Annotated in this window: 24 protein-coding genes; 13 read left to right on the forward strand and 11 right to left on the reverse strand. The window is 51.7% G+C overall.

Going from position 1 to position 24,214, the window contains the following annotated elements:
- Positions 1-10: 10 nt before the first annotated feature.
- Together JL719_RS05480 and JL719_RS05485 are read right to left on the reverse strand one after the other, a co-directional pair.
- On the reverse strand, positions 11-1,228 hold the full coding sequence (locus tag JL719_RS05480) for an MFS transporter (RefSeq protein WP_033157035.1): 1,218 nt from the start codon (positions 1,226-1,228) through the stop codon (positions 11-13).
- 88 nt (positions 1,229-1,316) lie between these two features.
- Positions 1,317-2,429: an NADH:flavin oxidoreductase/NADH oxidase gene (locus JL719_RS05485; RefSeq protein ID WP_033157034.1), complete on the reverse strand. Its 1,113-nt coding sequence runs from the start codon at positions 2,427-2,429 to the stop codon at positions 1,317-1,319.
- Between the two features lie 215 nt (positions 2,430-2,644).
- On the opposite strand from JL719_RS05485, the gene JL719_RS05490 reads away from it, so the two are divergent.
- The 5 genes from JL719_RS05490 to JL719_RS05510 all read left to right on the forward strand — a co-directional run bounded on the left by JL719_RS05490 (position 2,645) and on the right by JL719_RS05510 (position 6,844).
- Positions 2,645-3,883, forward strand: coding sequence for a glutamate-5-semialdehyde dehydrogenase (locus JL719_RS05490; protein ID WP_343221783.1), 1,239 nt, complete (start codon positions 2,645-2,647; stop codon positions 3,881-3,883).
- Positions 3,883-4,524, forward strand: a complete 642-nt coding sequence (gene nadD, locus JL719_RS05495; RefSeq protein ID WP_033157032.1) for a nicotinate-nucleotide adenylyltransferase — start codon at positions 3,883-3,885, stop codon at positions 4,522-4,524. Before JL719_RS05490 ends, nadD begins: the two co-directional genes overlap by 1 nt.
- Positions 4,525-4,866 carry a ribosome silencing factor gene (gene rsfS / locus JL719_RS05500; protein WP_033157031.1) on the forward strand — a complete coding sequence of 114 codons (342 nt, stop codon included), beginning with the start codon at positions 4,525-4,527 and terminating at the stop codon, positions 4,864-4,866.
- A 114-nt stretch (positions 4,867-4,980) separates the two neighbouring features.
- The gene (locus JL719_RS05505; protein WP_033157030.1) at positions 4,981-5,673 is read left to right on the forward strand and encodes a hypothetical protein; all 693 of its coding nucleotides are present in this window, start codon (positions 4,981-4,983) and stop codon (positions 5,671-5,673) included.
- On the forward strand, positions 5,663-6,844 hold the full coding sequence (locus JL719_RS05510) for a flagella assembly protein FlgT middle domain-containing protein (RefSeq protein WP_033157029.1): 1,182 nt from the start codon (positions 5,663-5,665) through the stop codon (positions 6,842-6,844). Before JL719_RS05505 ends, JL719_RS05510 begins: the two co-directional genes overlap by 11 nt.
- Here the strand turns inward: JL719_RS05510 and JL719_RS05515 are convergent.
- Both JL719_RS05515 and JL719_RS05520 read right to left on the reverse strand, forming a co-directional pair.
- On the reverse strand, positions 6,834-7,340 hold the full coding sequence (locus JL719_RS05515) for a glutathione peroxidase (protein WP_033157028.1): 507 nt from the start codon (positions 7,338-7,340) through the stop codon (positions 6,834-6,836). The genes JL719_RS05510 and JL719_RS05515 overlap by 11 nt on opposite strands.
- A gap of 294 nt (positions 7,341-7,634) precedes the next feature.
- On the reverse strand, positions 7,635-8,330 hold the full coding sequence (locus JL719_RS05520) for a hypothetical protein (protein ID WP_051670047.1): 696 nt from the start codon (positions 8,328-8,330) through the stop codon (positions 7,635-7,637).
- A gap of 769 nt (positions 8,331-9,099) precedes the next feature.
- Here JL719_RS05520 and JL719_RS05525 point away from each other — a divergent pair.
- From JL719_RS05525 to JL719_RS05535, 3 genes are all read left to right on the forward strand, one after another.
- Complete coding sequence (locus JL719_RS05525) at positions 9,100-9,804, forward strand: PEP-CTERM sorting domain-containing protein (RefSeq protein WP_033157027.1); 705 nt, start codon at positions 9,100-9,102, stop codon at positions 9,802-9,804.
- A gap of 239 nt (positions 9,805-10,043) precedes the next feature.
- Entirely contained in the window at positions 10,044-11,906 is a 1,863-nt protein-coding gene (locus JL719_RS05530) for a S8 family serine peptidase (protein ID WP_225893027.1), read from the forward strand.
- Positions 11,907-12,256: 350 nt separating this feature from the next.
- Positions 12,257-13,024 carry an HAD family hydrolase gene (locus JL719_RS05535; RefSeq protein WP_033157026.1) on the forward strand — a complete coding sequence of 256 codons (768 nt, stop codon included), beginning with the start codon at positions 12,257-12,259 and terminating at the stop codon, positions 13,022-13,024.
- Between the two features lie 10 nt (positions 13,025-13,034).
- On the opposite strand, the gene JL719_RS05540 is transcribed toward JL719_RS05535, so the two are convergent.
- The 4 genes from JL719_RS05540 to JL719_RS05555 are packed head-to-tail and all read right to left on the reverse strand — an operon-like array spanning position 13,035 to position 17,050.
- Positions 13,035-14,216, reverse strand: a complete 1,182-nt coding sequence (locus JL719_RS05540; protein ID WP_051670044.1) for a molybdenum ABC transporter ATP-binding protein — start codon at positions 14,214-14,216, stop codon at positions 13,035-13,037.
- A 55-nt stretch (positions 14,217-14,271) separates the two neighbouring features.
- The gene (locus JL719_RS05545; protein ID WP_033157025.1) at positions 14,272-14,700 is read right to left on the reverse strand and encodes a TOBE domain-containing protein; all 429 of its coding nucleotides are present in this window, start codon (positions 14,698-14,700) and stop codon (positions 14,272-14,274) included.
- A 56-nt stretch (positions 14,701-14,756) separates the two neighbouring features.
- The gene (gene modA, locus JL719_RS05550) at positions 14,757-15,527 is read right to left on the reverse strand and encodes a molybdate ABC transporter substrate-binding protein (RefSeq protein ID WP_033157024.1); all 771 of its coding nucleotides are present in this window, start codon (positions 15,525-15,527) and stop codon (positions 14,757-14,759) included.
- A gap of 26 nt (positions 15,528-15,553) precedes the next feature.
- Positions 15,554-17,050: an alginate export family protein gene (locus JL719_RS05555; RefSeq protein ID WP_033157023.1), complete on the reverse strand. Its 1,497-nt coding sequence runs from the start codon at positions 17,048-17,050 to the stop codon at positions 15,554-15,556.
- Positions 17,051-17,268: 218 nt separating this feature from the next.
- Here JL719_RS05555 and modE point away from each other — a divergent pair, with 218 nt between their 5' ends.
- From modE to JL719_RS05575, 4 genes are all read left to right on the forward strand, one after another.
- Positions 17,269-18,108, forward strand: a complete 840-nt coding sequence (gene modE / locus JL719_RS05560) for a molybdenum-dependent transcriptional regulator ModE (protein WP_033157022.1) — start codon at positions 17,269-17,271, stop codon at positions 18,106-18,108.
- 254 nt (positions 18,109-18,362) lie between these two features.
- Positions 18,363-18,938, forward strand: coding sequence for a hypothetical protein (locus JL719_RS05565; protein WP_033157226.1), 576 nt, complete (start codon positions 18,363-18,365; stop codon positions 18,936-18,938).
- A 35-nt stretch (positions 18,939-18,973) separates the two neighbouring features.
- The gene (locus JL719_RS05570) at positions 18,974-19,282 is read left to right on the forward strand and encodes a rhodanese-like domain-containing protein (protein WP_033157021.1); all 309 of its coding nucleotides are present in this window, start codon (positions 18,974-18,976) and stop codon (positions 19,280-19,282) included.
- 10 nt (positions 19,283-19,292) lie between these two features.
- On the forward strand, positions 19,293-20,000 hold the full coding sequence (locus JL719_RS05575) for a dinitrogenase iron-molybdenum cofactor biosynthesis protein (protein WP_033157020.1): 708 nt from the start codon (positions 19,293-19,295) through the stop codon (positions 19,998-20,000).
- A gap of 92 nt (positions 20,001-20,092) precedes the next feature.
- Here the strand turns inward: JL719_RS05575 and JL719_RS05580 are convergent, their stop codons facing one another.
- Positions 20,093-20,740, reverse strand: a complete 648-nt coding sequence (locus JL719_RS05580; RefSeq protein ID WP_033157019.1) for a DUF2959 domain-containing protein — start codon at positions 20,738-20,740, stop codon at positions 20,093-20,095.
- A gap of 373 nt (positions 20,741-21,113) precedes the next feature.
- Here JL719_RS05580 and JL719_RS05585 point away from each other — a divergent pair, with 373 nt between their 5' ends.
- Complete coding sequence (locus JL719_RS05585) at positions 21,114-21,275, forward strand: hypothetical protein (RefSeq protein WP_165385922.1); 162 nt, start codon at positions 21,114-21,116, stop codon at positions 21,273-21,275.
- Between the two features lie 268 nt (positions 21,276-21,543).
- On the opposite strand, the gene JL719_RS05590 is transcribed toward JL719_RS05585, so the two are convergent.
- A complete protein-coding gene (locus JL719_RS05590) occupies positions 21,544-22,641 on the reverse strand; it encodes an IS5 family transposase (RefSeq protein ID WP_129871353.1) in 1,098 nt (365 codons plus the stop codon).
- 222 nt (positions 22,642-22,863) lie between these two features.
- The gene (locus JL719_RS05595) at positions 22,864-24,174 is read right to left on the reverse strand and encodes a replication-associated recombination protein A (RefSeq protein WP_033158891.1); all 1,311 of its coding nucleotides are present in this window, start codon (positions 24,172-24,174) and stop codon (positions 22,864-22,866) included.
- Between the last annotated feature and the right edge of the window lie 40 nt (positions 24,175-24,214).

The following is a 24,214-nucleotide window of genomic DNA, read 5'->3' on the forward strand; positions in this document are numbered from 1 at the left end:
TACACGAAGATTACTGGAGCTGATCAAGCTCCAGCCTGCGTAGTTTAGGCGCGTATTTTGCCGTAACCGCCACCACCAACAGCGTCATAGCACCGCCAAACACTACTGACGGCACCAAGCCCAGCAGTCGCGCGGCAACCCCGGATTCAAACGCGCCAAGCTCGTTAGACGAGCCGATGAATATGCCGTTAATCGCCGCTACTCTGCCGCGCATCGCGTCTGGTGTGGCCAATTGCATGATGGTAGTGCGCATCACCACCGATACCCCGTCGCAAATTCCAGACAACAGTAAAGCCAGGCCTGCGACCCAAAAATTCGTCGATAGTGCGAAGCCGATCATGCACAAGCCAAAGCCGGCCACGGCTATCAATAACCAGCGCCCGGCGTGCTTGTTGAGGGGATGCCGGGCCAGAAACAAGCCGGTCATCACGGCGCCAACGGCCGGTGCGGCGCGTAAAATCCCCAGGCCTTCCGGGCCGTAATGAAATATGTCGTGGATAAACGCCGGCAGCATGGCGACCGCGCCGCCAAACAACACTGCAAACATGTCTAGCGACTGCGCGCCGAGGATGATCTGGTTATTGAATACAAAGCGCAGGCCTTCGGCGATGCTGGTAAAAATCGGCGCGCTTTCCGCTGCCGGCGGTTCCTTGATGCGTAAGGACAGCAAAGCCAGTGCGGCCAGTACGCATAAACCACCGGAAATGCCATAAGCCACGGTTTTGCCGGCCCAGCCGACCAGAATCCCACCCAGTGCCGGGCCGGCGACTAAAGCAAACTGAAACACCGAGCTTCCTAGGCCGGCAGCGCGCGCATACTGTTCGCGTTGCAAAACCAGGGCGAACAGTGCGCTGTAAGATGGGCCGATAAAAGCCCGCGCCACGCCGGTGACGGCTATGGAGCCGTACATCAATACCAGCGGATTGTCGGGAATCCATTGCGCCGCGATGGCGGTCAAGGTCAGGGCGTTGAGGCATAACAGCAAACACGCTGAAATCGCGAACCAGCGCCTTGAATAATGATCGACGGCATAACCGGCGAACAGCGCGCTGCAAAAATACGGGATCACTTCGGCCAGGCCTATCAGGCCCAAGGCCAGCGGGTCGTGCGTCAGTTCGTAGATATGCCAACCCACCACAATCGCCACGATTTGATAGGCCAGCACGATCAGTACGCGAAACGTCAACAGTTTTAGAAAAGCGGGGTTTGAAGTGCCTAAAAAATGCATGAATATCCAATGTTTAAATACAGCCGGCTACAGCTGCATGGGCGAATTTATTATGTGACTGATTGACTTGGTTAAGCCAGTCAAAGTCTTAGCGTTGCCGAAAGCGAATGTCGCCAAATAAAGCCTTTTGTTCGCGGGGCTGACAGCGCCAGTATTGCGGCGGCGCTGCGACTTGGGCACCCAGTTTGGCGGCGGCATGCCAGGGCCAGCGTGGATCGTAAAGTATGCCGCGCGCCAAGCCCACCATATCGGCCTGGCCGTCGGCGACGATGGCTTCGGCGTCTTCCGCTTCGGTGATCAGGCCGACGGTGATGGTGGGCAGGCCGGTCTCAGCGCGGATGCTAGCCGCCAGCGGCACTTGGTAATGAGGACCGACCGGGATTTTTTGCAACGGCGACAGGCCGCCGCTGGAGACATGGATAAACGCGCAGCCGCGTGCTTGCAAGGCTTTGGCAAAGATCACGCTTTGCGCCAAGTCCCAGCCGCCGTCCACCCAATCGGTCGCGGAAATTCGCACGCCGATGGGCATGTGCATAGGCACGGCAGCCCGCATCGCGTCGAATACCGCCAACGGGAAACGCATCCGGTTTTCCAGCGAGCCGCCGTATTCGTCGTCACGCTGATTGGATAAGGGCGAGAGGAATTCGTGCAGCAAATAGCCGTGGGCGGCGTGTATCTCGATGGCGTCGAGCCCTAGCTTATGCGCGCGCTTTGCCGCAGATACAAACGCCTGCACCATGCGTTGCAATCCGTTGGCATCGAGCGCAGTCGGCGCGGGGTCGTCCGGCATAAAAGGCAGTGCCGACGGTGCCACGGTTTGCCAACCGCCCTGTTCGATATTGACCAGGCCGCCGCCGTCCCAGGGCGCGGCGGTGGAAGCCTTGCGGCCGGCGTGCGCCAACTGAATCGCTATCGGTATCTGCGAATATTTTCGCACCGCAGTTAAAACCCGGGCCAAAGCGGCTTCGGTGTCGTCCGACCAGAGGCCGAGATCGGCCGGCGAGATGCGGCCTTCCGGTTCTACGGCTGTGGCTTCGATAATCAACAAGCCGGCGCCGGACATCGCCAAATTGCCCAGGTGCATTAAATGCCAATCGCCGGCTTCGCCGTTAACCGCCGAGTACTGGCACATCGGCGCGATGACGATACGGTTGCGCAGCGTAACTGAGCCGAGGGAATACGGCGAAAAAAGCTGACTCATATCAGGGTACCTTTGAATAAAGTGGGTGTTAATCCAATGTTGCAGTCTACGAGCTCGGTTCCGGCTTGGCAATGGGAAGGGCTCTGTCGTGCAGTGCCGAATTTACGGCAGGAAAGGGCGTTGAATTTGTCGCATTCGTTGTAACTTGGCCCGGCTTGCTATAATGCCGGCTTTTCCAATTCATCGGGTCGATAATTGTGGACGTTAAACAGTACATGCAGCAATTGGGGCAACAGGCCAGAGTGGCCGGCCGCGAGATCAGCAAGGCCGAGAGCGGGCGGAAAAATAGCGCGTTATTGAAAATTGCCGAGGCTATCGCCGCCGGTAGCGCCGAAATAGCCAGCGAAAACCGCAAAGACTTGGAAGCCGGCAAACAGAACGGTATGGATCCGGCGTCGCTGGATCGTCTGGAACTGACACCAGCCCGTATCCAAGCGATGATAGACGGCCTGAAGCAGGTTGCCGCGCTGCCCGATCCGGTCGGAGAAATTACCAATCTTAACTATCAGCCCAGCGGGATTCAGGTTGGACAGATGCGCGTGCCCTTGGGTGTGATCGGCATTATTTACGAATCGCGGCCTAACGTTACTGTCGATGCGGCGGCCTTGTGCTTGAAGTCGGGCAACGCCTGTATTTTACGTGGCGGTTCCGAGTCGATTCATTCCAATCGCGCGATTGCGGTGTGCATCGCCAGCGGTTTGGCGGCTGCCGGTTTGCCGCAGCAAGCGGTGCAAGTGGTGGAAACCACCGATAGGGCCGCAGTCGGCGAGCTGATTACGATGAAGGATTATGTTGACGTGATCGTGCCGCGTGGCGGCAAAAGCCTGATCGAACGGATCAGTGGCGAAGCCACCATCCCGGTCATCAAACACCTGGACGGCATTTGCCATGTCTACATCGACGGTAAGGCCGATCTTGATAAGGCCGTGGCGATAGCGATTAACGCGAAAACCCATCGCTACGGCGTTTGTAATGCGATGGAGACTTTGTTGGTGGCGGAAAGCATCGCCGCAACGGTGTTGCCGATTCTAGCCGAACAATATGCGGCAAAAAACGTGGAACTGCGCGGTTGCTTGAAAACCTGTTCTCTGATCAAAAACGCCGTACGGGCGACAGAAGAAGATTGGCATACTGAATATCTGGCGCCGATTTTGTCCATCAAGATTGTCGCCGACATTGACGAAGCGATAGCTCATATCAATACTTACAGCTCGGCTCATACCGAGGCCATCGTCACCGAGGATTACACCTTGGCGCGGCGCTTTTTGCGGGAAGTGGATTCCAGCTCGGTGATGGTCAATGCTTCTACCCGTTTTGCCGACGGCTTTGAATACGGTTTGGGTGCGGAGATTGGCATCAGTACCGATAAATTGCACGCGCGCGGTCCGGTTGGCTTGCATGGTCTGACCTCGTTGAAATTCATCGTGCTGGGCGACGGGCATATCCGCCAATAATGATCGGGGTTTACGGCGGCACGTTCAATCCGGTCCATTACGGCCATTTGCGCACCGCGCTGGAAGTGAAAGAGCTGTTTGAATTGGAGCAGCTGCGCTTGATTCCTTGCCGGGTGCCGGCACACCGAGACGAACCCGACGTGCCGGCGCACCTGCGTTTGCAAATGCTGGAAGCCTCCGTCGCCGATACTCGCGGCTTTAGCGTTGATCGGCGCGAGTTGGATAGGGCGGGGCCATCGTATATGGTGGATACGTTGCATTCCTTACGCAACGAAATGGGCGATACGCCTTTGCTGTTGTTTATCGGCGCCGATGCCTTTGCCGGTTTGGAACGTTGGCATCAATGGCAACGTTTATTCGATTATGCGCACATCGTGGTGATGACTCGCCCCGGCTATGCCGGATCGGCGCTATCGGCGTTTTTACAACAACGAATTGCCGAAGACCGAGCCCAATTAAGCCGGCAGAATGCAGGACTGTTAACCTTCCAGGAAGTCACCGCGCTGGCGATTTCCGCTACCGCAATCCGCGAACTGGTGGCGGCCGGACGCGATCCACAATTTTTACTGCCCGACCGGGTCATCGAATTGATTCGCAGGCATTATTTATATCAACCCCTCATTCATCACACAGGAAATTGAATGCAAACAGAAGCATTACTTAAGCTGGTCGAAACCGAGCTCGACGACCGCAAAGGCCTTAACATCAAGACTATCGATGTGCGTGGCAAAACCAGTATTACCGATTATATGGTCATCGCCACCGGTACCTCGTCTCGGCACGCCAAATCGCTGTGTGATTATGTAGTGGAAAAGGTCAAGGAGCAGGGGCAGCAGCCGCTGGGATTGGAAGGCGATCAAAGTTCTGACTGGATTTTGTTGGATTTGGGTGATGTGATCGTGCATGTGATGACCGGTCAGGCCCGCGAACTGTATCAGCTGGAAAAACTCTGGTCAGTGGCCGGCGACAAGACGCACGGTTAGTTTTTGCCGCGATTTGCCGAAAGAAATTTCAACCGGCTCAAGGGCATAATTTGTCATCCGCCCTCAAGAAAAAGCCCAAGTAGTCGATGACTTAGGCGAGTAGGAGGAGGGGTTATGAAAGCGTTTAAGACAATCTGTTTGCTGTTGATCATGGCAGTCGCGACGGGGTGCGCGTCCGTGGGCGGCAAAAGTGCCGAGGCGCCGTCGCAGTCAGCCGGCAAAACCCTGCGCGCTAGTGGTTATAGCCGTTTCGACGATAGCGGCAAGCTGGCGTTCAATCAACGCTGGTTACAAGCGCAACAAGCTGCCAAACTGGATGCCTATCGCGGCTTGGCGGATTTGCTGTATCAAGAAAAATTGGGCAATCAAACCACGGTCGGCGCTCAAGTGATGCGTGACGAGGTCTACCGGGTTTATCTGGATAGTTATTTACGCGAAGCGCGTGCCGCCGATTACCGGACTGTCAGAGACAATTTAAAAACAACGCTGGAATTGCGTCTTAGCCCGCGTTTTTACCAATGCATGTCCGGCGATACCTATGTCGTCGGCCAGTGTCTGCAGGAAGATAACAAGCTGGCGTTTACCCGGCTGGGCTATAAAACAGCAACGGTGACTTCGGCCAACCTGGCCTGCGGCGCACGCGATTGTAGCGATCAATATTATGTGTCTGGCTTTTCCAAAAAGCCCAATGTCGTGGACGATACTTTGCTGGAAGCCGGTCTTTACGATTTGGAATGGATAGCCAACACCGGCTTGCGGACGATATTTCAGTATTTGTTGATCAACGGATTTTATAGTGCCTTATAAAAACTTGCTAACAGTGTTACTGATCGCTTTGCTGGCTGCATGCAGCAGCGGTAATAGTAAGCGGGGCGGCGATGAGAATGGCGTTGCCGTGTCCGGCCAGCAGGTCAGCGTGCAAGGCAGTGCGCCAATCGTTGGCGGGGGTATCGAAGCAGCCCGCCGCGCGGCTATCGACGATGCGGTGCATCAGGCATCTATGCAGCTTAAACGCAACAATCACTCGGCGATGCTGGTTAGTGATATTAAGGTGGTCGACGAATGGCAGGATGCCGATCTTTATCATGTGCAGGTGCTGGCAGTATTGTCCGATAAGCAGCGTTGCGGTTCGCCTTATCGGAAAAAAATCGTCGCCACCGGCTTTCCGGTCATGAATGCCGATCAAATCAGCGGCAGCGAAAGCCAGGATTTATACAGCGGCATTCCCCGAGAGATTAATAACCAGTTGATGGAAACCGGCGATTTTATCGGCCGTAATCTGACCAATACCTCTTTATATAGCCGGCCCGATATGGCACCGGAGATTCGCTTTGCCGAGGGTACGCCTGAATCGGTTATTGTGAATATCGCCAAACAGCAGAACGCGCAATTTGTGTTGTCCGGCGTGATTCGCGATTTTCGGGTGGAATCCACAGAATACGTGCGCGGCAGCGGCGCTCTGGCGGACTTAAAATCCATGGTCAGGGATTTTGTCGCTCGCCGTAGTGTTGGGATTGACGTATTTGTTTACGACGGTTTTAGCGGTGCCTTGCTGTTTCAACATCGTTACACCGATTCTATCCTGGGCGACGTCTCGCTGCCGAGCGGCTATACGGTGGGTAGCGAGCGTTTCAACTCCACGTCGGCCGGTCACGCCATCAGCGAGATCATTCAGCAGGCTAGTGAAGATATTCACAAATTATTCGGCTGCTATCCCTTTACCACCCGGGTGATACAAGCCGGCAACAACCGGATCGTGATTGCCGCCGGCGCCCAGGATAAAATCAGAGTCGGTGATAAGCTGATGATTTATTCGGCGTCCGCCGGCGGTACGTCGGGAGCGGGTTTGGGTGAGTCGCAAGGTATCTTGACGATAACCGACGTTAGTGCTGCTACGGCGGCGGGTACTCTTGATTCTTCGGCGGTTGCCGGTGCAGTAAGGCCGGGCGACTGGGTGAAAAGTTTTGCTACGCCTTAACGGGGGCGTCGCTCAAACTCAGTAAGCGTTCTATGTCTTTACTGATACCTGCCGGCGTGTCTATCGGCGCATAGCGTTTAAAAACCTTGCCATCTCGGCCGACCAGAAATTTGCTGAAATTCCATTTAATGGCATTTAAACCCAGGATGCCCGGGGCTGAGGTTTTCAAATACTCGAACAGCGGATGTGCGTGGTTACCGTTAACGTCGATTTTTTCGAACATTGGGAAGCTAACGCCATAGTTCAGTTCGCAAAAGCTGGCAATTTCTTGGCTATCGCCTGGTTCCTGCTGGCCGAATTGATTACACGGAAACCCTAGGATCACTAAGCCGCGGCTTTTATAGGTCTGGTATAGCGCTTCCAAGCCACGGAACTGCGGGGTAAAGCCGCATCGACTGGCAGTGTTGACGATTAGCAGCACTTTTCCGCGGTAATCTGCCAAAGCGACAGTTTCACCGTTAATGTTAGTGGCCGAGAATTGGTATATGTCATTCATGCTAATGCTGGTTCGTTATGGAATTACTTGTGCTTGTTGTAAACGTTGGGATGGCGCTTCTTAAAGCCTATGTATCCCCATCAAGATGCATAGACAAACATTTGCAGAGCATACCGTTATTCATCGGATTGTCAAAAATCTGTAGTGCCAACATACCCATATTCGCATGGGGGCTTAACAGGAATTTTAATGGGCTTTGAAGGTATACCGCCTAGGCAACTCTTTCGCGGGACGACCGCCCATAGCGTCCTGGCGTACGGGCGGCTGTTGAAACCTGCGGAGATTTCTCAGTGCCTATTGTGAGGCTAGCCGTTGTTGCAGTTTGGTTTGCAGTAAGCTGTCATAGTGGCGTTTCAACACCGAGTCGGTAGGCGGTGTTGGCAATTCGGCTGCAATTTCGCGGCGTAATTGCTCAAGGTCCTGCGTCTGCACTGACGAATCTTCAGGCAGAACCGCTTCTACAGGGCTGGCTGGCTGGGCCGCAGCTTCCGGCTGGGAGGGCGCCGATTCGTCCACCGCTTGTGAATGCTGAGGCGATGCGATTTTGTGCAGCGTTTCGTAGTGACGGCGCAGCACGGAGTCGGTGGGATAGGGATTGCTGAGGGTCTCTTTCTCCGCTTGCAAGGCTGCCAGATAATGGCGTTTTAATACTGAATCTTCCGGTATTGTGATTACCGGCTCTTCTTTCGTCGGTGTTCTCGGCTCTTCGATAACGGCTGTGACGATTGGCGCCTGTGGCGCGGGTTCGACAATTGGTTCAGGCGCTTGGATGGGAGGCTCTACCGGGGGCTCGATTTCTTGCGCTATTGGAGTGGTTGGCGACGCGGTATTCGGTTGCGAAGGGGAATTGGCTGCACGGGAAGCTGCAGGTTGAGGTGGTGTCGCCTGTTTATTCTCCGGCGTCTTGCCGATGGGCTTGAGTTTTAGTTTGCCTTTCCAGACCAGCCAACCGACTACTGCCAGCCCTAAGATTACCAGAAGTTCTATCATGATTTGTCCCCCTCAATATTGTTATTAATCCAAAACTAACTAACACCTACAGCGTTACCGATTGGCTTTCTAGGCATAGCTTCCGCGGCTTGTATTCCAAAGCATGATGGAAGCGCTACGATTAAATCGCAGCGCTTTATACCATAGATCGTTGAAATAGTTGATTTGTCGAGTCGCAAGGCCCGCGCTTGGTCAGCAATAGCCAAGGCGCATTGCCCGTGTTAGCTTTTCTATATTGAAAAAACGAAGTTTCAATTTATTCGATTGGGTCAATCGATCATGACTTGCAAAACATTCAACAGTGCACGTGTTGTGTCAGTTTTTTTTACAGGCAAAAATGCTGAATTTCCAAATGAAAATTGCGGTTCGGGGTATTGTTAAATTTTTATGACAATGCGTCGGGATTTTTTCCTGAAATTGCTTTGCAAAAGCGCTCTGGCATTGGATTTGCAAAAACTTAATGAAAATCCCTGGGGAAAAACCGATTAAGTTGATGCCACGACGCAGTTTTTCTTAGTTGATGCTCAGGTAGGTTTGAATTGTAATGCACGGTAATGTAAGCAAATGCTGACGTAAAAATTTACAGTTCGTGGTGGTTGAAATTGTTTTGATAGGATGATTTTTATTTAAGCAATTGTTTTATAAATTTAAATTATTCTTGGCTTCCTATTTGCTTAATAATCGTACGATTTCGTGGAATGCCTAACGGAAACTTAACCAAAGAAAGTATTCAAAAGGACTGTACAGATTTTTATATTAGGGGGGAATTATGGAAACCAAAACGATTAAACACATACTGTTGGCGGGATTTTTATCGTCAGCCGCAATTTTCGGAGGAGGCGCTCAAGCGGCCTCATTTAGCGTAGCGGGTAGCCTAACAGGCGATCCAAGAACCGATAATCCGGATAACCTGTTCATCAACGTCGGCATAAATGTCCTTGACACTGTAGCTACTTGGACAGTAGATATCGCTTCGCCTCTGCATCCAAATGCAAAGCTCGATGAGTTTTATTTCAATCTGGGATCTTCGGTTAATGCTGCCAATGTTCTTTTTGGTGGGTTTTCGCCAGCGGGTTGGGTTATCAACAGTCCAGCATCGACAGTAGGTGGAGGGAACTTCAATCCCACGTTTCTTTTTGAAGCTGTTGATCCGCCAGGTAACGGAAACAACGTCACTAATGCCGTGAATTTGTCGTTTACCGCAACCTTAAACCGTAATTGGACTTTGGATGATTTTTATTCCGCAGCAGCACTACAGAGCTCGGAAGCTACGTTACCTGCCGGTCAATTGGGTGCTCATTTGCAATCACTAAGTACGGCAGGTTGTGCAGGTTGTTCCGATAGCGGTTTCCTTATAGGCAATTACACACGCGGCGGCGGCGGTAGCCAAGGCAGCGTGCCCGAGCCAAGTGTTGTGGCTTTGCTGGGTATGGGCTTGTTGGGCATGGGTTTGTCACGTAAAAGCAAAGTCTGATTGTCCGATTTGTTTACACACCTAAAAAACGCCGGTTAAACCGGCGTTTTTTTTTCCAGAAATTGTCTGGTAGCTTCAGCAACAGGTGTTACCCCATTGTTGTTATGGTGATTCTGAAAGCAAAGTCACAGTAATGGCAGCCCAGTTTTTTTAGACTTTCTTCCAAGCAGAAAGCTGATTCCGAACATTCAAATTAGCTTACGTTCAGAAAGCCTCAAGGCAAAGAAGCCAAGGATGAGGTGTTTAAGATTTGGACATTCAAAATAAAAACGAGGGGAACAGTCATGAACAAAAAAAATTTATACATCACTTTAGGCGTAGCGTTATTGGCAGTGCCCGCAATCATTTATCTTGATAAATACCTGCTGGATCAGGAAATTTTGCAAATAAATCAGGATATGCATCAGTTGCCGGCGTCAGCTGGTAACGTCGCCAAAACCTGGAAACCAGGGCAAATTTTAGTTAAACCCAATGCGGGTTTGTCGGATGCGGAGTTTGAAAAAATTCTGCGGGGCAATCAAGGTAAAAGCAGCGAAAAGATCGGCAATTTGCCGGTTCATATCGTTAGCGTTCCTGAACAAGCGGAAGAAGCGGTGGTACGGGCATTATCAAAAAATCCCCATATCGAGTTCGCTGAGCTGGATATGGTTCAGCCCATGAGTACGACTACCCCGAATGATCCGAATTTTGCCGGTGCGTGGCATTTAGCAAAAATACAAATGCCTGGGGCTTGGGATGTTTCCAAAGCTGATGGCATTACAATAGCTGTATTGGATAGTGGCGTTGATGGTTCGCATCCGGATTTGGCTAATCATATGATTCCGGGCTGGAATGCCGTGGACGGCGGCTCTGATACCTCTGACATCAATGGTCATGGTACGGCTGTTGCCGGTACAGCGGCGGCTGTCACCGATAACGCTATTGGGGTTGCCGGCGTGGCCTGGAATGCTAAAGTGATGCCGGTGAGGATTACTAACGATTCTACGGGATACGCTTATTGGAGCGATATAGCTAGGGGTTTGAGTTGGGCGGCAGATAATGGTGCCGATGTCGCGAATATTAGCTACGGTGTGAGTGCTAGTTCGGCCGTGTCATCGGCAGCGCAGTATATGAATGCCAAAGGCGGATTAGTGGTTGTTGCAGGCGCCAACGACGGAGTCGATCCCGGATATACCGATAATCCCTACATGATTTCTGTTTCAGCAAGCGATTGGAATGATGCGAAAGCCAGTTGGTCCAATTTTGGCGCCTTTATTGATGTCGCCGCTCCCGGCACTTCTATTGCCACGCTTTTGAGAGGTGGCGGATATGCCAATTGGAACGGGACTTCATTTTCTAGCCCGGTCACTGCGGGCGTAGTCGCGTTGATTCAAGCCGCAAATCCGAATTTGGTGCCTGCGGATGTCGAAAAAGTGCTGAAAGATTCTGCCGATAAAGTATCCGGCGTTAATTTTGATCCAAACTATGGCTATGGGCGTATTAATGCTAACGCCGCGGTGCAATTAGCGCTAAATACCGTGGCTAGAGATACTCTCGCGCCGACCGCTGCCATTTCATCTCCAACCGCTGGCGCTGTGGTCAGTGGTTTGACCTCTGTGGCTGTTAACGCTAACGATAATGTCGCCGTAAGCCAGGTTTCATTTTACGCAGGGGGTAAATTGGTCGGAACAGATGGCACTGCGCCTTACACCTTCAGTTGGGATTCCACGACTGTGGCAAACGGCAATATCAATTTAACGGCGGTGGCGACGGACTCTTCCGGAAACCAAGGTTCATCAAGCGCCGTGACTGTGAACGTACAAAATCAAACCACGGTAAGCACCACGGATCAAGCGGCGCCAACCGTGACTATTTCTAACCCGATTAACGGTGCGAAACTGAGTGGTAGCGTGGTGGGTATCTCTGCTGCTGCTAATGACGACGTTGCCGTCGCTAAAGTGCAGCTTTATATCGATAACAAGCTGGTGTCGTCTACGACTAACAAAACCTTGAGCTATAGCTGGAATGTCAAGAAAGCGGCTGCCGGCAGCCATTCGATAAAAGCGGTTGCCACCGATACCGCCAATAAAACCGGTACCGTCAGTATTCTCGTCAGTAAGTAGCCTTCGTATTCGGAAAACTGCCAACTGTTTTGTTGGCGGTACTGTAAAGGCGATTAAAAACAGGGGTGTATTCCGCCCCTGTTTTTTTTTGCGGGATTCGTAGCGCTTACCCCGGCCCTATTGATCACGGGTATTCTTTACGGGCTGAGCGCGTCGAAGCCCAGGTCGGATCACCTTTCGATTAACTCAGTACTCTCAAGGATAAAAGGCAAACAGTATTTAAGAGTCGGGTTAATAATGATTGCGGGTGGCACAATGACCGGAAAGTTTTGCGATGCAATCCAGATTATCCGCCGCTTCATCCGTTACAATACCGCTCACTTACCGTGACTCCGGATACCCATATTTCAATGAACGATTCGATTATTTATGCACTGGATTTTGATGGCGTTGTCTGCGACAGTGCGGTAGAAACCGCGATCACCGGCTGGAAAGCCGGCACTACTATTTGGAAAGACATGCCTGACGCGGTACCTCAGACTATCGTTGAGCAGTTTCGCGAAGTGCGACCGATTATCGAGACGGGTTACGAAGCTATTCTGATCATCCGCCTCATGTATTTGGGCAAAAGCACTGCCGCTATTTACGCCAACTACGCCGCTAAAGTGCAACGGATGCTGGATGAAATCCATTTAAGCATCGACGATTTGAAAAAGCTGTTCGGTGATACTCGCGACAATTGGATTGCTAGTGATCGTGCCGATTGGATAGCCAAGAATCCTTTGTATCCGGGGGTTGCGGAAAAATTGCGGCGCTTGGGCCAGAGGCATTTGTGGTGTGTGATTACGACCAAGCAAGAACGCTTCGTCAAGGAAATCCTCAGAGCCAACAACATTGAATTGGCCGACGAGAGGATTTTCGGGATGGACCGCAAGCTCAGCAAACCTGAGGTTCTGAAAGGATTGAAAGCTCAGCATCCAGGCCAGCCGATTTATTTCACTGAGGATCGCCTACCGGCACTCGATGGGGTGCAAAAACATCCGGAGTTGGCGGATGTGAAATTATTCCTCGCCCTCTGGGGTTATAACCTTGCTGCAGACCATGCCGTTGCAGCGGGGCAAGCAATCGCGCTACAACACTTAGATACTTTTCTCAGCGACAGTTTGGGTGCCGTTTAAACCGCCGAATTCAGTAGCGGTATTCCAAAACACTGTGGGTGTCGACGCCGGCATTGTTCAAATAATAGTAGCCGTCGCCGTGGCTGACAATGCGTTGGTAGGGTAGGGTGTCCATCTCGGCCAGATAAACGATGGCGTGAGTTTTAATCAGGCAATACACCACGTCGCCTTCCCGCAACGCCATGCTCTGACAGGCGCCCGGCGTAATTTCCACCAATAAAGTCCCCCCGCAATCGACTTGCACGATCAGGCTTTCGCCGCTGGGAATGATCGCGCAGATCCGGCCTTTTAGTTGATTCTGAATGGAGATGCCATCAATGTAGGCCCGAGACAGAGCGATGTCGTTGGCGCGTATTGATACCTGGCTGTGGCTGCCGATTGCAAACTGGGGGCGTAGCGGCAATGCCAGCGGCAGACCGAAACTGTCCGCCATACTGCAACCCGCCTGGACATCGTGACTGCGAATACTGATCGGCAAGATGTTGTCGATCTGGCGAATACCAAGGTAACGCAAGATACCTTGTTGTTTGGCCACTTCGCGCAAGGAGCCGCTGCGCAGCACCTGACCATGTTCCAGCACGATCAACTGGTCGGTCAATTCCAGAATCTCGCCCAGCGACTGGCTGGCATACAGTACCGGCAAGCCGAATTCGTCTTGCAGGCGTTTTAAAATCGGCAGCAGTTGCGAGCGGTAACCATCGCCGATGGCGGCGAAGGTTTCGTCCAACAGTAATAGTTTTGGCGATTTCAGCAGGGAACGGGCTAGCGCCACGCGCTGGCGCTCACCAACCGAGAGCCGTTCGATAGGCTGGTCCAGGTTGGCGCCCAGTTCCAGTAAGTTGATTAGATAGTCCGGTTTGAATAGCCGGCGCTGTTTTAGGGTTCGGTAATAGGCGGCGCTTAAATTGTCGCGCACGGTTTCACTGGCGTCGGCGCAATCGATTTGCAATACAGCGCCTATCGGCCGTTGTTCGCGCGGCATTACGATGCCTTTGCGGCTGTCGAACAAAATCTTGCCGTCCAATGTGATATGCCCGCTTTGCGGCTGGATAGTGCCGGCGATCAAGCCCAGCAAGGTGCTTTTTCCGGCGCCGGATTGCCCGAACAGGCCTACGCTGATGTCGCCCACCGAACATTGCGTGCTGAGGTCGAAATGACCGCGACGCAGTTTGACATTCATTTCCAGCAGCATGACCACCTCCGGTGGTTAAAGCCAACCCGGCTTGGTGGCCGGGTCGCACATTTTATTAGCCTTGCACGCCAAGAATCACCGCGCCGGCCTTGAATATTGCCGTGGCCGTTTGGCCTTTACGCAGCCCCAGGGTTTCCACGCTATCGTTGGTGACGGTAGCCGCGATTTTGTCGCCGCCGGGCAGGGCAATATCCACTTCGGTGTTGACCGCGCCGGGCTTGACGTCAGTTATCGTGCCTTCCAGCTGGTTGCGCGCCGAAATCCGGTAACCGCCGAAATCGGTGACGACGATCACTTGCGGCGCTTTAACCAACGCGATGACTTTCTTGCCGGTTTCGATGGCCAAGTTTTCAACGGATTCTTTGGTGATCGAGGCGACGATGGTTTCACCACCTTTTAAGCCAACATGTACCTCGGCGTTGACGGCACCGATGATGACTTGATTAACGGTGCCGGAAAATTGGTTACGTGCGCTGGTTTTCATAGTAATTCCTCGTGAAGTGTGGGGGAGTCCGTTTCATAACGGTATTGCGTGGAAAATTAATTGACCGCCGGTAAGGCATAGCCGTATTTCTCGATGATCGCTAATGCCGGCGGTGATTTTAGAAAAGCCAGCAAAGCCTGCGCTGCTGGATTTTCCGCGCCGGTTTTCAGCAGCACCGCATCTTGCAGAATGGGAGTATGCAGATGTTTCGGGACGGTCCAGCCGGAGCCCGAACCGATTTTGCCGTTCTCTATCACTTGCGATAAAGCCACAAAGCCCAGCTCGGCGTTGCCGGTACTGATAAATTGATGAGTTTGGGCGATGTTTTCGCCTTGCACGAATAAGGGTTGCAGTTTTTTCAATAAACCTTGGCTTTTCAGGACTTCCACTGCCGCTGCGCCGTAAGGTGCCAGTTTCGGATCAGCCAGAGCCAGATGTTTGAAGTCACCTTTGCTGAGAATTTGGCCTTGCTCGTCCACATAACTAGGGTTGCTGGACCACAGTACCAGCTTGCCGATGGCATACGTAAAGCGGGTGCCGGCCACCGCCAAACCGGATTGCTCCAGTTTCAGCGGGCTTTTGTCATCAGCCGATAGAAACACCTCAAACGGCGCGCCGTTCTCAAATTGGGCGACGAATTTGCCGGACGATCCGAAGGAAAGCTTGGCACTGTGGCCGCTGGCTTTTTCAAATGCCTCGGCGATTTCCGTCATTGGCTTGGTAAAGTTAGCCGCCACCGCGACTAAAGTCGTTTCGGCTTGCGCTATCGCGCTTAGCGCGGCCAGCGATAGGGCCAGAATAATTCGGTTTAAAGCGATAAACGACATGCTATTTCTCCTTAATGATGAAGCGGCTAAAACCGTAATTGGCTCTGCACGTAAACGTAATCGACGTCGTCTTTAACAGTCGGTGCCGACGGTGCTTTTTTGGCAAATTCGCCCTTGAACAGATGTGCCCAGCCGGTTTCGAAATTTAGGCTGCTGTTGAAATCCCAACGGGCGGTCAATTCCAATTGTTGACCGATAAAATCACCGCTGCGGCCGCTGCTATCTTGCAAACCGGCTGCCGTCCAACTGTCTCTGGCCGATGCCAGCCAATAGAAACGGTGACTCAGTCCAAGCTGCACATCGCTGCGCGGCGCGGCGGCGATTCTGTAACCAGGCGTGCTGATATTGCTGCGGGCGAATGCGCCATACATACCCGTCGCGCCGAACTCGAAGCGCCGTGCGCCGTACAAGGTGTCGAAGCGTTGGTCTTGATTGTCGTTTGGGTTCTCGTCACCGCTGGCATAGTCGTATTCCAACGCAAAACGCGGTGACCAAGAGGCATCGAAGGTATAGCCGACATCGGCATGTTGGTACCAGGCAGCGTGCTCCAAATCGCGGCCATTGCTGGCGGCAGTACTGGAACGGACGGTGCCTAGCTGACCGATAGTTTCAGTTTGAAAGTCGAAATTGGCTTTTTTGGGTTTCAGGAAAAATCGTACACCGGGGGTGAAATAGCGGCGATTGCGGGTGGGGTTGCGGATGCTGTCGCCTTCGTCGAGATGATATAGATAAACTTCGCTGTTGACGCCCCAGGCCAAGTTGTACAGTTCCAAAAAGCCGCCGGAAAACCAGGTGTGGGTGTCTTCTTCGTCGAACTCGTGGACCTCGTTGAGAATATCAGCTGAAGCGGTCGGGTAGCGGTTGACCGGCATCGTTACAAAGCCGGTAAATTGCCATTGATCGTAATTCAGCAGCCGGAGTTTTACGCCGGTAAAACTGTTGATGTCGTTGCGCATCGCATTGCGGGCAATTAAGCGGCGACTGCCCAAGTTCAGCGTTTGCCGCCCCGCCACAATTTCAGCGCCGATGCCGCTGTAAAACAGGTTTTGATCTGCCCAGGCCAGATAACCTTGAATAAAGTCCGCTGCATCCGCGTGGGTGTTATTCACGCCGGAACCACTATCGGCGCCCAAGGCGCGTGCATCGAGAAATTCCGCACCTATCCTGAATTTAGCGATGTGCGCTTGTAGCCATAGCGCAGTTTGCAAGGCGATTTGCTGATCACCACCCCGGCCGTTGGCCTTGAAGTTGCCGTCCATCGTTTCGTAACGGGTGCGTTGCTCTACAGACGCATCCAGCCATTTTGGCAGATTCAGCGAGTCGTGCAGATTCCAGACCGGCTTTTCGAATTTGTCGTTGCCCAGCAGGGCGTCCTGTATCTGACTGGAAAATGCGGCCATGGGCGGCTTGCTGTAGGTTTTATTTTCCGCCGCTTCACTTACGTCAATATAGAGGCTGTTCGTTGTGATCGCACTCATTGCCGTGAGAAAACAGACTTTGCGATAACGGTTTTTGGGGGCCATGGTTTACCTATTAAGCGGGTTAAATGCCTTGGGTTTATGATAATGTCCTGGCTTTTGTATGACTTTGCTATGGTGTTCATCACGGCCAAGGAATGTTGGCAGTCTACTTTTCGTTATGTACAAAAGTAAATAACGAAAAACAAAAATAACTTATTTCAATGTGGGAAATAGTGTTTGTTGCCAATCCGTTTTGTTCAAATCAGATAAATAATTGAATAATGTCTACACCAGAGAAAAATCCAAAGGCGCTAGAACTCCCTTGGCTTGAAGGTGAATTGCGTCTAGCCGGCATTTTGGATCGGCGCATGATCAGCTTGCTACGGGCAATAGAGCAAAGCGGATCTATCAATCAAGCCGCCAAGCAGGCTGGATTAAGCTACAAAGGTGCGTGGCAGATGATAGAGCGTGCAAATAATCTGGCTCCGAAGGTTTTAGTAGCCACCGCGACGGGCGGCAGCAAGGGAGGCGGTACCAAGCTAACGGCGGCGGGTTTGTCCTTGCTCAAGCTATTTGCCCGCCTAGAGGATCAGCATCGCGCCCTTTTGCAGCAGCTCAATCAAAGCTTGATCGACGATCCGGATGTAATGCTTTTGTTGAAACGTCAGGTGATTAAAACCAGTGCCGGAAACCAGCTGTTCGGAACGATTGCCAAGATCAATTCTGGCGCAGTAAACGTCGAAGTATTTGTGTCATTGAAGGGGGGAGAGCAAGTTGTTGCCAGTGTGCCGTTGGCAACATGTGTAAATTTGCAATTGAAGGTAGGCGGCGACGCCGTGTTATTGGTCAATGCGCCGGATATTTTGGTGTTGGGTGATGATGATCTTGGGTTTCATGGATTGTCGGCGCGGAATCGTCTGGCTGGTCGTGTGATTCGCATCCATTTTGATGGTGTGGATTCTGAAGTGATTATCCAATTACCCAGTGGCGAAACCATTGCCGCTACTATCACCCAGATTAGCGCTGAGGCTCTTACACTCAAACCTGGCGCCAATGCGACAGCCGTGTTTAAGAGTAATGCCGTGATCTTGGCTGCATTGGTGCCTACCGGCGACTGTTAGCTAGGCCGATAAAGATATTCGTTATAAATCCTACAAATCTTAAATAATCATCATTCGATAATTGTCGCGTTTGCGACATTGTCGGGTCGCTTCGCCGCCAAACTGCCGGTTTCCGCGAATGATTCCCATCAGAAAACCAAGCAAAAACCGTCTCAACCATGGGTTTGGTGTGGTTTTAATCGTCCTGGCAAGTGTTTTGCTTGCATGCTGTTAACGACTTTTTATTCATTACCTTTCATTGGGGATTTAAGCAGATGCTACTTGAAAAATACGACAGCCAAGGGCTTTTATGGATCACAACCTTAGTTGGCAAAACCAGCAAAGCCGGCATTTCGGCGTTTCGCGGCGACTTGGTGTTGGTCGAAGGCGAGTTGCGTGAAGGGTCGACGAATATTCGGGACCGGAAAACCCCGGAGCTGGTGATCAATCAATCAGCGATATTAGCCGACAGCGACAAAATTCTGTTTGTCAACGGCCTGTTTTTCCAGTTGGAGGATCTGCCGGTATTCGTTGAAAAATATAAGGATGCCTTGACTCCTGAAACCGTCACGCTGTTTTACGTGCAAAACATCGCCAAACCAACGCAAATCGTTTTAGACGGCGTTGTCTTCAATTTATTGCCGCATCAGGAAGGCATGGTTTGGAATTTGATGCTGGAAGAGCTTTATATCGAAAAAGCCGATCTGAAAGGCCAGTCCGGCGAAGACAAGGTCATCACTGCATATGAGGCAGCCAAGGGCTATAAAATCAAAGCCGAGCCGATCAGTTTGGAGACAGCTTTATCGCAAACTATTGAGGTTAAGAAAGATTTAGCCGTTGGGCCGGTTTAAGTTGGGTTCCGCGGACCTTTTTTGGGGAATGCGCCATGAAAAATTTTAAAACTATTTCCGCTGTCGATTCCGAAAAGCTGATCGCTGAACAGCAACCGATGATATTGGATTGCCGCGATCTCAAGGATTATCGGGCCGGGCATATCGACAATGCCATGCATGTCCACGAGCAATTGCGCGATTCGCTGTTAAAAAAAGCCGACAAGGCCAAACCTTTGCTGATTTATTGCTATTACGGCCATGCCAGCGAGCATTTGGCGGAAATGTTCGGCGATTTTGGTTTTCAACAGGTCTACAGCATGGCCGGCGGCTATGCCGACTGGAAAGAACAGCACAAACTTTAAGGGTGACGCTATGGAACAATTATCACGAGATCTGGCTTTGCGTATTGCACTGGCTTCGCGGATTTTGCCGGGAGTAGATGTACCGAAGTTGATCGGTGTGTTGCACGAAAAAGTCGGCTCGCCGTTGGATGACGAAAAACTGAAATCGATTACCGTTACCAATCTGAAGACCGGCATCGGAAGTCTGGATGGCGAGGAAGACGGCGAAGATATTGGCATCGGTCTGGAAAACATCAAGCTAGCGGTTCGGTATTTGTGGGGCGAGGAAGACGAAGACGAGGGGCTGCCGGAAATCATGCCTTATAAAGAGGGTGATATTCCGGAATCGATTCGGGTGGCGATTGCCTCCAATAGCGGGCAGCTATTGAACGGTCATTTTGGTTCCTGTATTCGGTTTTTGGTCTACCAATTGTCCCGATCTGATATGCGCTTGATCGATATTCGCTCGACAGTGGAAGCCGACAGCGCCGACGACAGAAATCTGTTCCGGGCCAATATGATCAAGGATTGCCACGTATTGTTTGTGCAATCCATTGGTGGGCCGGCGGCGGCCAAGGTGATCCGTGCCGATATTTATCCGATCAAGGAACCCGATGTGATCGATGCGGTGGAGAAACTCACCGAGTTTCAGAAAGTGTTTGACGCTGCGCCGCCTTGGATGGCGAAGGCTCTCGGTAAAAGTGCCGAGGAGCGGAAGCGTTTCGCGCATCAGGAATAAGAGGCTCTGAAATTGTGCGTCTTACCCTCTCCGTCGAGAGGGTAGGTTTTTGTTCCGCTTAGCTTTGGCCGTAATAATTCAATCGCGGATCGTTATTGCTTTTCCATCGTTTTGATAAACGCATCTGCCTCGTTAATCGACTTTTCCATTTCCACTACCAAAGCCGATACATCCGATTTAACCGAGTCCAGCTGACCTTTTAGCGAAGCAATGGCCTGGGCATTCAGATTGTGTTTCAGATACAGCACCTGATCGCGAAATACGCTGAGTACCGGCTCGATTTTGGTTTCGGCTTTGCGCATTGCCGCTAGCAGTTGTTGATAGTGCGCTTTGGTGGCCGTCAACTTTTGCTGGCTGTTCCGTCTTAGTGAAGCATTGCTGTATTGGGTTAGTTCGGTTTCCCATTCGCTGAATAGTGCGTTGGAGACGTCCTCTATATCTGCGATGCGCTTGTTCACTTCCGCCGCTTTCTTGACGCTGGCCTCATATTCACCGTTCAGCTTGTTGTAGGTGGCTTCCAAATCGCCGCCTTTGAAATTGGTCATCACGGTGAATTGTTCGAGCGCCGACTTAAATTGTTGCTTGGTTTCCTCTTGAGTATCCCGGGCTTTTTCCACGCGATGTACCATCACTTCGCGTTTGGGTATGCCGATTTTCTCCAGGCCGCTGTAATAGGCGCTGGAACAGGCGGCTAAGCCAAACATCAACAAAAACAAACTAAATCGTGAACTGAATTTCATAAAAGCTCCGTGGGTTGGTGGATGCATTATAAGCCCGTGTTTGTGTACTTCAACTTCGGGTGCTTACCGGGTTCTGATGCAGCTAGACTGAGTGTGGACGTTCGATTGTGAATATATTCACATATTTGACTTGGTGTTTTAAAACGCAATAAACATCAATAAGCAAACTCCAGATTTAATCAGGGTTACAGTAGATCTGGATATTGTTGAAAGTAAAATAATGCGATAGCTATTCAAAATTTATCGATTGCCGGTGGCGGATGATTCGATTTTAGGTTTTACTTAAGCCACGTTTTCGAACAGGGTATTAAAGATTTGGGATGATTTAAAAAACTATTAAATTGTTAATTATTTTTTATATTAGGTGGCGCAAATGAACGAATTAAAAAAAGATGTATTTATCGGTTCTGTATCATTTTTAGGTATAGTCGCTTTTGTTTCCGGGCAATTTATATTGTCAACAATGATGTTTGGGGTGGCGGCATTATGGAGTACGATTCTATTAAATAATCGTGTGCAAGCAGTTAAGAATTGAAAGTTTTTCACTATAGTCAGAGACTTGCAAGCGATATTTTTCATTATTCGCTTGTGTTCATACTCCCGTAGTCTCATGGGTCTACGGGAGTTTTTTTTGCCTAGCAGGCTGGTGAAAAACCCGCTGATATTTCCCCTTACCCACGGTTTCGGTGATTTTTTCGAGTTGAAATCGGCCCTGACATCGAGTTTCAACCGTTTTGCCCCTGTTTGAAGGGCTTTTGATTCGCCTGAAGCCGTCTTTGGACGGTTTTCAGGCGCACTTCACCCTAGGCGGGCGAACTCCACGCCGGTTTCGGCGTGAACACCAATAGGTTGAGCATGCGCGTCAGGTTGTAGGCGGCAAAGCAAAACAAGGCCTGACCCGCGACTTTGGCTAAGCCGATGTGACGGGTTTTGCGCAGGCCGCCAACCGTTTTGATCCAGCCAAAGGCTTCTTCGACGATTTTGCGGCGCTTGAGGCTTTGGGCATAGCCTTTGCCGCAAGCGGTGCGGCCATCAACGGCACTGCCGGTCTTTTTGCGGGCCACATGGGCTTTGATGTCGCGGGCCTTGAGTTCGTTGACGAACGCCGCTTGGTCGTAGCCTTTGTCGGCACCGACGCTGCCGCCTTTGGGCACGCGGCGTTTGATCATGTTTTGCGCGGCTTCGATTTCGGCGGTGCCGGTGGCTTGAGTGGTTTCGACATCGACGATCAAACCGTTGCGATTCTCGGACAGGGCATGGGTGATGTAACGCAGTTTGGCCTCGGTGTATTCGCCGTTCTTGTAAAGCCGAGCTTCCGGATCGGTCGTACTTTGGTGGGTGGCGTTGCTGCGCTTTTCGCCGCTGAAGTCGACCTCGGGATTGCGGCCGGCGGGTTTGTCCGGGCCGCTGCCGTCTTTCTTGACGAAGCTTTTGTGCGAGGCCCAGGCTTCGATCAGGCTGCCATCGACACTGAAGTGTTCGTCGGACACCAGGTTTTGCCATTCGGCTATGGCCAGTACCCGCTCAAAAAATTCGCGACTCAGGGCTTCGGACAGCAGGCGTTCGCGGTTGGCGCTGAACACCGTGCGTTCCCATACGGCATCGTCGACGCCCAAACCGACAAACCAGCGAAACAGCAGGTTGTAGTCCAGTTGTTCCATCAACTGACGCTCACTGCGAACGGTGTACAGCACTTGTAACAGCAAGGCGCGCAGCAGTTTTTCAGGGGCAATCGACGGGCGACCGGTATGCGAGTAACGCTCGGCAAAGACAGCATCCATCGAGGCCAAGACGCCATCGACCAAAAGCCGTAAACGACGCAGAGGATGCTGCTTGGGAATGCGGTCTTCCAGGCTAACATAGCTGAACCAGCTGTTTTGAATGGCATCGTGTCCGCGCATTGAAAGGCTCCAAATTTAGGTAGCCTATTTTAACAGTTGGCCGCTCATCTATGCCTTAGCTTACTTGGCTTTTCGAGTTTTTCACCAGCCTGCTAGATGATATTAGTGGTAAGAGTTAGAAAGTGCCGCTATCGATAATATCAAAGTTGTCATCGTTTTTATGATCTATTCCGCATTGGCCAATTTTAGCTACGCCGGTAGATTACGTGCGGGTTTGAATTTTTATAACTTCCTTAAAAAGCCCAGTTTCTCTTTTATTTTTATTTCCAAACCACGTTCCACCGGAAAATAATATTGCCGGGTTTTTAACGCTTCCGGAAAATAGTTTTCGCCGGCGGCATAAGCATTTTTCTCGTCATGGGCGTAGCGATACTCGGCGCCATGTCCCAGTTCCTTCATTAATTTGGTCGGCGCGTTGCGCAAATGGATGGGGACTTCCAGCGAGCCGCTATTGCGGGCATCCGCCATTGCCGCTTTATAGGCCACGTATACCGCATTGCTTTTCGGAGCGCAGGCCAGATAAACGATGGCTTGTGCCAGCGATAGTTCGCCTTCCGGACTGCCTAGTCGTTCGTATGCATTTGCGGCGTTCAACGCTAATTCCAGGCCGCGCGGGTCGGCATTACCTATGTCTTCGGATGCCATGCGAATCACTCGGCGGGCGATATATAAAGGATCGCAGCCGCCATCCAGCATTCTGGCAAACCAGTACAGCGCGGCGTCCGGATCGGTGCCGCGTACCGATTTGTGTAAAGCCGAAATCTGGTCATAAAAAATATCGCCGCCCTTATCGAAGCGGTTCGCATGGCCCAAAAGCACTTCGTCCAGCACTTCCCGATTCACTGTTTCCCGGCCGTCGAGGTTTTCCGCCAGATCGGCAGCGATTTGCAGGATGTTCAGACAGCGGCGGGCGTCGCCATCGGCGGCTTTAGCGATCATGGTCAATATATCGTCTTCGATCCGCAAATTGCGGTCACCCAGTCCGCGTACTTTGTCGGTCAATGCGTTGTGCAACAAGGCTTGCAGATCTTCGGTTTCGATACTGCGCATCACGTAAACCCGCAAGCGCGACAACAAAGCGTTATTCAATTCGAACGAAGGATTTTCGGTGGTGGCACCGAATAAAATAATCGCGCCGCTTTCGATGGGGGCCAGCAAAGAATCCTGCTGGCTTTTGGAGAAACGATGAATCTCGTCGATAAACACCACGGTATTCAGATTGCGGCTTTGTTTGACCTCTTCCGCCTCGGCCACTGCGGCCCGGATTTCTTTCACGCCGGCCATGACTGCCGACAATTCGATGAAATGGCAATGTGCGCCGGCGGCAATGATTTTGGCCAAAGTGGTTTTGCCGACGCCGGGCGGCCCCCAAAATACCAACGAGTGCGGCGCACCTTGTTCGATTGCCACACGTAGCGATTTGCCCTTGCCCAGCAGGTGCTGCTGGCCGATGAAATCGTCCAGCGTAGTCGGTCGCATTCTGGCCGCAAGCGGCGCATAGGCGGTATTGTCAAAGGCGGTAGCATTCTTCATTTGCGGGGACTCGGTAAAACAAATAGGCAATGGCGGCATT

Origin of the sequence: Methylomonas sp. LW13, assembly GCF_016865255.1 — a bacterium.
Lineage (GTDB): Bacteria > Pseudomonadota > Gammaproteobacteria > Methylococcales > Methylomonadaceae > Methylomonas.

Coding starts and splice junctions, on each gene's coding strand:
- JL719_RS05515 (WP_033157028.1), bottom strand. CDS start 7,340: ATGAATGACATATACCAATTCTCGGCCACTAACATTAACGGTGAAACT.
- JL719_RS05590 (WP_129871353.1), bottom strand. CDS start 22,641: ATGCGCGGACACGATGCCATTCAAAACAGCTGGTTCAGCTATGTTAGC.
- JL719_RS05595 (WP_033158891.1), bottom strand. CDS start 24,174: ATGAAGAATGCTACCGCCTTTGACAATACCGCCTATGCGCCGCTTGCG.
- nadD (WP_033157032.1), top strand. CDS start 3,883: ATGATCGGGGTTTACGGCGGCACGTTCAATCCGGTCCATTACGGCCAT.
- JL719_RS05505 (WP_033157030.1), top strand. CDS start 4,981: ATGAAAGCGTTTAAGACAATCTGTTTGCTGTTGATCATGGCAGTCGCG.
- JL719_RS05565 (WP_033157226.1), top strand. CDS start 18,363: ATGCTACTTGAAAAATACGACAGCCAAGGGCTTTTATGGATCACAACC.
- JL719_RS05585 (WP_165385922.1), top strand. CDS start 21,114: ATGAACGAATTAAAAAAAGATGTATTTATCGGTTCTGTATCATTTTTA.
- modA (WP_033157024.1), bottom strand. CDS start 15,527: ATGTCGTTTATCGCTTTAAACCGAATTATTCTGGCCCTATCGCTGGCC.
- JL719_RS05580 (WP_033157019.1), bottom strand. CDS start 20,740: ATGAAATTCAGTTCACGATTTAGTTTGTTTTTGTTGATGTTTGGCTTA.
- JL719_RS05485 (WP_033157034.1), bottom strand. CDS start 2,429: ATGAGTCAGCTTTTTTCGCCGTATTCCCTCGGCTCAGTTACGCTGCGC.
- JL719_RS05535 (WP_033157026.1), top strand. CDS start 12,257: ATGAACGATTCGATTATTTATGCACTGGATTTTGATGGCGTTGTCTGC.
- JL719_RS05525 (WP_033157027.1), top strand. CDS start 9,100: ATGGAAACCAAAACGATTAAACACATACTGTTGGCGGGATTTTTATCG.
- JL719_RS05490 (WP_343221783.1), top strand. CDS start 2,645: ATGCAGCAATTGGGGCAACAGGCCAGAGTGGCCGGCCGCGAGATCAGC.
- modE (WP_033157022.1), top strand. CDS start 17,269: ATGTCTACACCAGAGAAAAATCCAAAGGCGCTAGAACTCCCTTGGCTT.
- JL719_RS05480 (WP_033157035.1), bottom strand. CDS start 1,228: ATGCATTTTTTAGGCACTTCAAACCCCGCTTTTCTAAAACTGTTGACG.
- rsfS (WP_033157031.1), top strand. CDS start 4,525: ATGCAAACAGAAGCATTACTTAAGCTGGTCGAAACCGAGCTCGACGAC.
- JL719_RS05540 (WP_051670044.1), bottom strand. CDS start 14,216: ATGCTGCTGGAAATGAATGTCAAACTGCGTCGCGGTCATTTCGACCTC.
- JL719_RS05545 (WP_033157025.1), bottom strand. CDS start 14,700: ATGAAAACCAGCGCACGTAACCAATTTTCCGGCACCGTTAATCAAGTC.
- JL719_RS05555 (WP_033157023.1), bottom strand. CDS start 17,050: ATGGCCCCCAAAAACCGTTATCGCAAAGTCTGTTTTCTCACGGCAATG.
- JL719_RS05520 (WP_051670047.1), bottom strand. CDS start 8,330: ATGATAGAACTTCTGGTAATCTTAGGGCTGGCAGTAGTCGGTTGGCTG.
- JL719_RS05570 (WP_033157021.1), top strand. CDS start 18,974: ATGAAAAATTTTAAAACTATTTCCGCTGTCGATTCCGAAAAGCTGATC.
- JL719_RS05575 (WP_033157020.1), top strand. CDS start 19,293: ATGGAACAATTATCACGAGATCTGGCTTTGCGTATTGCACTGGCTTCG.